General features: G+C 64.2%; 9 protein-coding genes, 1 tRNA gene and 1 pseudogene. 5 read left to right on the top strand and 6 right to left on the bottom strand.

What is annotated here, in order from left to right:
- Positions 1-123: 123 nt before the first annotated feature.
- Positions 124-258, bottom strand: coding sequence for a 50S ribosomal protein L34 (gene rpmH, locus EOA28_RS16425; protein ID WP_008833937.1), 135 nt, complete (start codon positions 256-258; stop codon positions 124-126).
- A gap of 253 nt (positions 259-511) precedes the next feature.
- Here rpmH and EOA28_RS16430 point away from each other — a divergent pair, with 253 nt between their 5' ends.
- Positions 512-2,002, top strand: coding sequence for a HAMP domain-containing sensor histidine kinase (locus EOA28_RS16430; RefSeq protein ID WP_126080191.1), 1,491 nt, complete (start codon positions 512-514; stop codon positions 2,000-2,002).
- A gap of 185 nt (positions 2,003-2,187) precedes the next feature.
- A tRNA-Arg gene (locus tag EOA28_RS16435) sits at positions 2,188-2,264 on the top strand.
- A 53-nt stretch (positions 2,265-2,317) separates the two neighbouring features.
- On the opposite strand, the gene EOA28_RS16440 is transcribed toward EOA28_RS16435, so the two are convergent.
- Both EOA28_RS16440 and EOA28_RS16445 read right to left on the bottom strand, forming a co-directional pair.
- Positions 2,318-3,115, bottom strand: coding sequence for a rhodanese-like domain-containing protein (locus EOA28_RS16440; protein WP_127250005.1), 798 nt, complete (start codon positions 3,113-3,115; stop codon positions 2,318-2,320).
- Entirely contained in the window at positions 3,105-3,743 is a 639-nt protein-coding gene (locus tag EOA28_RS16445; protein WP_127250006.1) for a TetR/AcrR family transcriptional regulator, read from the bottom strand. The genes EOA28_RS16440 and EOA28_RS16445 overlap by 11 nt, the downstream gene beginning before the upstream one ends.
- An 88-nt stretch (positions 3,744-3,831) precedes the next feature.
- Between EOA28_RS16445 and EOA28_RS16450 the strand changes: the two genes are divergently transcribed.
- The 3 genes and pseudogenes from EOA28_RS16450 (at position 3,832) to EOA28_RS16465 (ending at position 5,908) form a co-directional block, all read left to right on the top strand.
- Entirely contained in the window at positions 3,832-4,602 is a 771-nt protein-coding gene (locus EOA28_RS16450; RefSeq protein ID WP_126080194.1) for an SDR family NAD(P)-dependent oxidoreductase, read from the top strand.
- 183 nt (positions 4,603-4,785) lie between these two features.
- Positions 4,786-5,254: pseudogene (locus EOA28_RS16460) on the top strand (helix-turn-helix domain-containing protein); the annotation flags it as partial.
- A gap of 123 nt (positions 5,255-5,377) precedes the next feature.
- Positions 5,378-5,908 carry a dihydrofolate reductase family protein gene (locus EOA28_RS16465; protein WP_126080195.1) on the top strand — a complete coding sequence of 177 codons (531 nt, stop codon included), beginning with the start codon at positions 5,378-5,380 and terminating at the stop codon, positions 5,906-5,908.
- A gap of 21 nt (positions 5,909-5,929) precedes the next feature.
- On the opposite strand, the gene EOA28_RS16470 is transcribed toward EOA28_RS16465, so the two are convergent.
- From EOA28_RS16470 to EOA28_RS16480, 3 genes are all read right to left on the bottom strand, one after another.
- Positions 5,930-6,766, bottom strand: a complete 837-nt coding sequence (locus tag EOA28_RS16470) for an MBL fold metallo-hydrolase (protein WP_128315054.1) — start codon at positions 6,764-6,766, stop codon at positions 5,930-5,932.
- A 17-nt stretch (positions 6,767-6,783) separates the two neighbouring features.
- Positions 6,784-7,776 carry an ABC transporter permease gene (locus EOA28_RS16475; protein WP_127250008.1) on the bottom strand — a complete coding sequence of 331 codons (993 nt, stop codon included), beginning with the start codon at positions 7,774-7,776 and terminating at the stop codon, positions 6,784-6,786.
- The coding region (locus EOA28_RS16480) for an ATP-binding cassette domain-containing protein (RefSeq protein ID WP_148670735.1) at positions 7,773-8,176 on the bottom strand (404 nt) is incomplete at its 5' end. The genes EOA28_RS16475 and EOA28_RS16480, both read right to left, overlap by 4 nt.

Here is an 8,176-nt window from a genome sequence, read left to right on the forward strand (position 1 = left end):
CTTCCTGGCTGTGCGCGGCGTTTCTCGCCGCCGCGCACAGCCAGGAAGTCCGCGCGTTTCAGAAGCCGCCCGGGAGTTTTCCCCTTTGGCTTGCCGGTTGCGGGCAACGATCTCGTCTTTCGTTCAGGCGCTGAGCCGCTTGCGGCCGCGATTACGGCGGGCAGCAACGACGCCACGGCCACCCTTGGTGGCCATGCGGGCACGGAAACCATGCCGGCGCTTCCGGACGAGCTTGGACGGTTGGTATGTACGCTTCATTTGTTTTAATACCGCGGGGTGCGGCCCTTCTTGATTCTGTCACTCTGTAACAGGAGCTTTGCCGGGCCGGCTTAGGCGCGATCGAAACCGCGCCGGGACGAATGGCCCGAGCGTGAGCGGGCTTATAGAAAGAAGGTTTTTGGAAGTCAATCCGCCCGCCGCGAGGCAATTTTTTGCGGGGTGACGATGAAATTGGCAAAAAAGCCGCAAATCGCATAATCTTGCCCGATCAAGCCTTTGTGAATGCGCGTCAATGACGAGTGAAACTCTGTCCACGAACGAGAAGGCAACCCCGGCGGCAAACCCGACGCGCCGGGTGCCGCTGTCGCGCGGCCTGTCGACAAAGCTTCTTCTGCTCACCATCGCGTTCGTGCTTTTGGCCGAAATCCTGATCTTCCTGCCCTGGATCGCCAGCTACCGGGTGAACTGGCTGAAGGAGCGGTTGAGCACCGCCGCCGCCGTGTCGATCGTTTTGTTGCAGGGCGAGCCCAACGCGCTGTCGCACAATGCCCAGAACGATGTGCTGATGGCGATCGGCGCCAAGGCGATCGCCGTGCGCGACGGCGGCGTGTCGCGGCTGCTCGTCGTTTCCGACATGCCGCCGCAGGTCGACGAGCATATCGACATCGCCAATGTCGGCCTGGTCAACGGCATGACCGGCGCGCTGGACACTTTGTTCTTCGGCGGCAAGCGCATGCTGCGCGTCTTCGGCCCGGTCGGCGACAGCGACAAGGAATTCGAGCTGATCATGCCGGATTACCGTCTGCGCGACGCTATGCTCAGATACTCGCGCAATGTCGCCGTCGTCTCGCTGCTCATCTCGCTGTTCACCGCAATGCTCGTCTATGCGGCGATCGACCTGATCATGATCGGGCCGATCCGCACCATGACGCGCTCGATCCTGTCCTTCTCCGAGGCGCCAGACGATCCCGGGCGCATAATCTGTCCGACCGAGCGCGCCGACGAGATCGGCGTGGCCGAGCGCGAGCTGGCGCAGATGCAGGACCGGCTGCAGAAGATGCTTTCCGAACAGAAGCATCTCGCCGACCTCGGCCTCGCCGTCTCCAAGATCAATCACGACATGCGCAACATCCTGGCTTCCGCGCAGCTGATGTCCGACCGCCTGCGCCAGGTGAAGGATCCGACTGTGCAATCCTTCGCGCCGAAACTTGTGCGCGCGCTCGACCGCGCCGTTGCCTATTCGGAGGGCGTGCTCGCCTATGGCCGCACGCAGGAGCCGGCGCCGTCACGCCGACGCCTCAGGTTGCGCCAGTTGGTCGACGACGTGCACGGCCTGCTCGACATCGAGACAGGCATCGAGTTCATCAACGCCGTCGAGCATGCCTTCGAGGTGGACGCCGATTCCGACCATCTCTTCCGCGTGCTCACCAATCTGTGCCGCAACTCCATTCAGGCGATGGCCGCCGATACGGAGAGGACGGTTGTGCGCCGGCTGGCGGTGGCGGCCGAGCGTCACGGCAGCGTCAGCCGCATCACCGTCACCGACACCGGCCCCGGCCTGCCCCCCAAGGCGCGCGAGAACCTGTTCGCCGCCTTCCGGGGCTCGGCGCGCAGCGGCGGCACCGGCCTCGGCCTGGCGATCGCGCACGAATTGATCCGCGCCCATGGCGGCTCGGTCGAGCTTGTCGAATCGATCGGCGGCCGCACCGTCTTCGCCGTCACCATCCCCGACCAGCCGGTCCGGCTCGATCAAGCGCGCAACGGCCTGCGCCGCCCGGCTTGACGAGCACTTCTTCCGGTTTAGACCGGCCTAAGTCGCGCGACGCCTCAACAGGGGCAAAACCGCCTGCGACAAAACTTTTGCCGGATCGGCTTGCAATTCTCAAATTCAGTCGTTAGGGAACACTCCACATCGCGGCCGGCCGTCTCGACCGGAACGCGAGGCTTGTGTCACACACGGCCTGTTGCGCGCCCGTAGCTCAGCTGGATAGAGCACCAGACTACGAATCTGGGGGTCAGGAGTTCGAATCTCTTCGGGCGCGCCATTTCCGCTGCCATCGCCGAAATTTACCGCCGGTAGCCCCGGGACTACGCTCGCTCAATCGCGAATGATCGCGCAGCTTTCATCCTTCGCCCAATCGGCGAAGCTGAGGTAATAGGCGCGAACATCGCGATAGCCGGCCCGGGCCGCTGCGGCGGCAGCGAGAGCGGCGCGGCCGCCGCCGTCGCAATGGGTGACAATATGGTCGCCGGATTGGAAACCAGCCTGCGCGAGAAGATCGTGCAATTCCGCCGCCGGCCTCAGGCGCGAGCCGTCAAGCAGGTTCGCGTGCGGCAGCAGCCTTGCGCCGGGCAGATGGCCGCCGCGCGTATTGCGGCGCAGGTCTTCGCCTGTGTATTCACCAGCGGTGCGGGCATCGAAGATGCGCACATCACCGTCGAGTTCAGCCTTCAAGGTCTGCCGATCGACGAGACCGACAGGACCCGCGCCGGGCCTGGCTCGAAAGACAGCCGAGGCGCCGGCTGCCTGGGCCGCTCCCGGCAGGTCGTCGTGTCGTTCGACCGCCGGCCATCCACCGTTCAGGATGAACGCCTTCGCTCCGAAATACTGCAAGATGAACCAGACCCGCGCGGCCTCGGTCATTCGCCCGTCATCATAGACGATGGCCGGCACTTCGCCATCGACACCGAGTTCGCCAATGGCGCGCTCCCAATAAGCGACGTTCTCGAACGACGTCTCTCCGGCTTTTGCCGCAGCCTCCCACACCTCGATCGGAACGCGGACGGCATTGGGCGCGTGGCCCAAGGAGAAGGCAGCCTGATCGCGCACGTCGAGCAGGCGGAAAGTGGGCAACGTGCTCAGAGCGGACTGTTCGACGACGGGGTCATGGGGCATGGGGAACCTTTCTTTCACCATGGTTTCCCGGCCAGGCTGAAAGCGCGATATCGACCAGGCGCCGCAACCTTTCGGTGCAGGCGCCGTCACAGGCTTGCACCGACATTCCTTGCACGAAAGCTCCGTAGAAGCGTGCAAGCGAATCCGTGTCGGTGCCGGTGGCAAGTTCCCCTTCGACGACCGCCCTGTCGAAACGTTCGCGTATGGCTTTGATGGCAGCCTCGCGCCTTGCGGTTACGGATTTCGCCACCGTCTCGTTTTCCGCCGCGCATTGAACAACCGCTGTCGAGACGATGCATCCGCGCGGATCGTCGGGACGCGAGATGCCGGTCGCGACGTCGTGCAGGTAGAAGGACAAAGCCTCATAAGCGCTCATATCGCTCCGTAGCGCGTCCATCCGGGCCTTGCTCTCCCGCTCGGTGGCACGGTCGAGCGCCTGCCTGTACAGCTCCTCCTTGGAGCCGAACGTCGCATAGAGCGACGGCGGGGTCACGCCCATGGCCGCCGTCAAGTCGGCGATCGATGTTCCTTCATAGCCGTGTTCCCAGAACAGCCGCGCCGCGACATCAAGCCCGACATTACGATCCAGGGTCCTCGGCCTGCCCCGTTTTTTTGGAGGCTCGGTCATTTATATATCGATCCCTATAAAATCTGTTGACAACCATCGACCGGGATTAATATATCGATCGCTATTAAAAATCGCAACGGAGTTGCAAATGTCCGGACGCCTCTCGAACAAGGTCGCACTCGTAACCGGCGGGTCGCGCGGTATCGGGCGAGCAGTGGCGCTCGCCTTCGCCAGGGAAGGCGCTGCGCTCATCGGCGTGCACTACGCCAGCAACAAGGAAGCCGCGGACGCTACGGTGCGGGATATCGAGGCACTGGGGACGCGAGCTGTCGCCATCGGCGCGGATTTGCGCGACGCCAAGGCGGCTGCCGACAGCATTGCCGGAGAGTTTAGGGCCGCGGCGCTGGCCGCGACTGGCAAAGCCGGCCTCGACATCCTCGTCAACAATGCGGGCATCGCGGTGGCAACGCCGTTGGCGCAGACCAGCGAGACCACATTCGATGACCTCATGACCATCAACTTCAAGGCGCCGTTCTTCCTGATCCAGGCGCTGGCCAATGACATCCGGGACGACGGACGCATCATCAACATTTCCACCGGCTTCACGCGCATCGCAGCGCCGACCCACCCCGCCTATGCGGCGTCAAAGGGAGCTCTCGAAACACTGACGCTGGCGCTCGCTCCCGATTTCGCAAGCCGCGGCATAACCGTCAATTCGGTCATGCCCGGCGTCACCGACACCGACATGAACGCGGACTGGCTTGCGACGGATGCCCGTGCGGGCGCGGAAGCATTGTCGGTGTTTTCACGTGTCGGCCAGCCCGCCGACGTGGCAGACGTGATCACCTTCGTCGCGTCAAACGACGCGCGGTGGACGACGGGGCAGTCCATCGACGCCACAGGCGGCGCTCGGATCTAGCCGCCCTTCCCGATGGCCGCGTCATATTCGCGTAGTTCTTGCGAACAACGGCAGGCAACGCCGTCCGAGGGAACTCAGACTTCCATCTCCTGCTCCCAGCAGCCGCGGGTGTTCACGTCAGCGGCGTCGGCGAGAGCTTCCAGTGCCGCGATGTCGTCGCTGGGGAGCGTCATGCTGGTGGTCCTGCGCCTGCTGCGCCTGCTCGACGATCCGGCGGCGCTGCCCCGCTTGCCGAGCAGGAAATTCTCTATCGCCTGCTTGCCGGCCCGGACGGCGCCAGGATGCGCCACATCACCTCCAGCCAGGGTCGGGTGGCTCAGGTCGGCCGCGCCATCGCCTGGATCGGGCAGAACTTCCGGGAGCGATTCAGCATCGAGCAGCTTGCCGCGGAGGTGGGCATGAGTCGAGCCTGCACGAGCATTTTCGCGCGGTGACGGCGATGACGCCGCTGCAATTCCAAAAACAGCTCAGGCTGCAGGACGCGCGCAGCCTGATGCTGGTCCAGGACATCGATGCGACGACCGCCGCCTTCCGCGTGGGGTACGAAAGCCCGTCGCAGTTCAGCCGCGAATATCGCCGTCATTTTGGCGAACCGCCGGCGCGCGACATAGCCCGCTTGCGCGCCTCACCGGGCTTGGCGGTGGTCGCTTGAGTTTCGCCTTGCCGGGGCGCGTTCATGCAGCACCAACCAATTGCAAAATAAAATCAGTTGGCCTAGCCTGAACCGATTGCACAACGCAATCGGATCGCGCGAATGCCATGTGAGGAACAGGCAATGGCCAAGCTCGTCTTCGGAATGAACCAGTCGCTGGACGGCTATGTCGATCACACGGCGTTCGGGCCAAGCCCCACGCTCTTCCGCCACTTCATCGAGGAGGCCGAGCGGCAGTCGGGCAGCATCTACGGTCGCCGCATGTATGAGGTCATGCGCTACTGGGACGAGGAGCATCCTGAATGGGATGCCGATCGCCTTGCCTACGCGGCGGCGTGGCGGCGCCAGCCGAAATGGGTCGTCTCGCGCTCGTTGCAGTCGGTCGGCCCCAACGCCAGCCTCGTCGGGGATGACCTTGAGGGCGAGATGCGCAAGCTGAAGGCCGAGTACGACGGCGAGATCGAAGTCGCCGGCCCGGACTTGGCGCGAAGCCTCACCGAACTGGGCTTGATCGATGAGTATCGGATCTACCTGCACCCGGTCGTGCTCGGCCGCGGCAAGCCTTATTTCGCCGGACCCCGGCCGCCGCTTCGCCTGATGGCGCATGACCGGATCGGCGAGGATGTGATCAGGTTGACCTACGCTCCAGCATGATCTCGCGACGGTCTCCCGTGATCAGGTGAGCCGGACGATCTTGAAGCCCTCGACCTCCTTGACGACCGGATGGTCCTTCCAGCGCTCGACATCATGCAGCACGACGAGCTTCGACAGGTCGCCGCCAAGCTCGTCATTCATCTTGTCGATGGTCTTCAGCTGCTCCCAGACGCTGCCCACCGCATTGTTGAGCGGGACATAGCCCCCGTCGTGATTGTGCCCGGTGAACTGGCGGCGCGAATAGACGCAATCACCGGAGATGACCCGGCGGCCGGCGTGGGTGTCGACGAGCACGAATTGCTGGCCGATCGTGTGGCCGCTGCCGAGCCGCGCATGGATGCCGGGGAGGATGTTGTCCTTGTCGCCGTCGATGAGCGTCACGCGATGCTCGATCGAGGCTTCGAGGGCGGTGCGCAAATTGTCGGGATCGATGATGGCGGTCAGATGCGCGAAGCGTTTCGGCAGCGCGATCGCCTCGTACCAGGAAAGCAGTTCGCTCTTCTGGATGTGGATATGCGCGCGCGGGAATTCGGCGATCGAACCCATATGGTCGAAATGCGCATGGGTGACCACGATGTCGCTGATCTGATCGGGCGCGATGTCGAGCGCCGCCAGCATCCGCACCGGCGAGATCCATGTCGGGATGCCGAACTTCTGCGAGAAGCTGTGGTCGTCCTGCATGAAGCCGGTATCGATCAGCACGTTGCGTTCGCCGTTGCGCGCGAGCACGAAGGAGAAGGGCAGGTCGACCACGCCGTCATTGTACATGCCGCTGATGAGATCGACCCAGGGCTGTTCCTTGGAGCGCGCATATTCCAGCACAAAGACTTGCCATGTCGCGGATTGCGGAACGGTCATCGGCATTCTCCTCCAATTCAGCTTTCGGCAAGCGAGCGGCCAAGGCTGGCGAGCCCGACCGCGACGATCAGGATGGCGCCCTGGAACACGAATTGCGAGAAGGTCGGCGCGCCGAAGATGTTGAGCCCGTTGAAGCCGAGCACGATGATGAGCGCGCCGATGAAGGTGCCCAATATGTGGAACTCGCCGTCGCGCAGCGTGGCCGACCCGAGGAAGACGGCGGCGAAGGCGGTCAGCAGATAGGAATCGGCGGCATTGGTCGTGCCGCTGCCAAGCCTGGCGGCCAGCAAGGTTCCGGTAAGCGCCGCGCACATGCCCGAAAGCACGAAGCCGAGGATCTTGATGCGGTCGACATTGATGCCGGCGAGCCGGGCCGCGGCGGGGTTGCCGCCGACCGCCTGGATCTCCTGGCCGATCGCGGTGCGCTCGACCAGCAACCACAGGCCGCCGAACACCAGCGCCATGAAGATGATCGGGTTGGGGATGCCGAACAGCCAGCGCCCCAGCGCCAGTTGCAGGAAGGCTTCCGGCACGCCGGAGACGATCGGCACGCCTGCCGAATAGGCGAAGGATAGACCGACCAGCACGGTGCCGACGCCGAGCGTGGCGATCACCGAATTGACCTTGAGCTTGGTGACGATCAGGCCGTTGACGACGCCGATGAGGGCGCCCAGCGCGAGCACGATCAAAACCGCCAACGGGATCGGCATATGGTTTGCCACGATCAGCCCGGTCACGAGCACGCCGTGCAGGCTGGCGGCATAACCGACGGAGAGATCGAGCTCGCCGACGATCACAGCCATGGTCAGCCCGCCGGCGATGATCATGGCGAGGGATGCCTGGCTCAGCACGTTGATGAAATTATTGTAGGTCGGAAAGGCGTGCGGCGACAGGAACGAGAAGACCAGGATCATCACGAGCAGGCCGATGATCGTGCCATAGCGCGCGAAAACACCGAGCGCGGCCCTGGTGCCGGGCGAGAGGCGTCGCGTGTAACCGGCGTCACTCATGCGGAAACCCTTTCCTCGGTTAAGGCATAGCTTGCCTCGATGATGGCGCTGCGGGTGAGGTCGGTGCCGGCGAGCTCGCGCACGATCCGTCCTTCCGCCATCACCAGGACCCGGTCGCACAGATCGGGGAGCTCGTCCGGTTCGGACGAGATGACGAGCACGGCCATGCCGTGTCCGGCGAGCTCGCGGATGAGCCGATGGATTTCCCCGCGAGCGCCGATATCGACGCCGCGCGTCGGCTCGTCGAGGATGAGGACCTTCGGCTTCGAGCGCAGCCAGCGGCCGATGACCACCTTCTGCTGGTTGCCGCCGGAAAGCCGCCCGACCGGCTGTTCCGGCGAGCCGGCCTTGATCGACAGGGCGCGGATCGTCGCCTGCGCCCGCCGCGCCCGCCTGCGCA

The sequence above is a fragment of the Mesorhizobium sp. M2A.F.Ca.ET.067.02.1.1 genome (assembly GCF_004023285.1).
GTDB lineage: Bacteria > Pseudomonadota > Alphaproteobacteria > Rhizobiales > Rhizobiaceae > Mesorhizobium.

Bases quoted from the DNA above. Each gene is read 5' to 3' on its own strand.
- rpmH (WP_008833937.1), bottom strand. From the start codon at position 258: ATGAAGCGTACATACCAACCGTCCAAGCTCGTCCGGAAGCGCCGGCAT.
- EOA28_RS16430 (WP_126080191.1), top strand. From the start codon at position 512: ATGACGAGTGAAACTCTGTCCACGAACGAGAAGGCAACCCCGGCGGCA.
- EOA28_RS16440 (WP_127250005.1), bottom strand. From the start codon at position 3,115: ATGCCCCATGACCCCGTCGTCGAACAGTCCGCTCTGAGCACGTTGCCC.
- EOA28_RS16445 (WP_127250006.1), bottom strand. From the start codon at position 3,743: ATGACCGAGCCTCCAAAAAAACGGGGCAGGCCGAGGACCCTGGATCGT.
- EOA28_RS16450 (WP_126080194.1), top strand. From the start codon at position 3,832: ATGTCCGGACGCCTCTCGAACAAGGTCGCACTCGTAACCGGCGGGTCG.
- EOA28_RS16465 (WP_126080195.1), top strand. From the start codon at position 5,378: ATGGCCAAGCTCGTCTTCGGAATGAACCAGTCGCTGGACGGCTATGTC.
- EOA28_RS16470 (WP_128315054.1), bottom strand. From the start codon at position 6,766: ATGACCGTTCCGCAATCCGCGACATGGCAAGTCTTTGTGCTGGAATAT.
- EOA28_RS16475 (WP_127250008.1), bottom strand. From the start codon at position 7,776: ATGAGTGACGCCGGTTACACGCGACGCCTCTCGCCCGGCACCAGGGCC.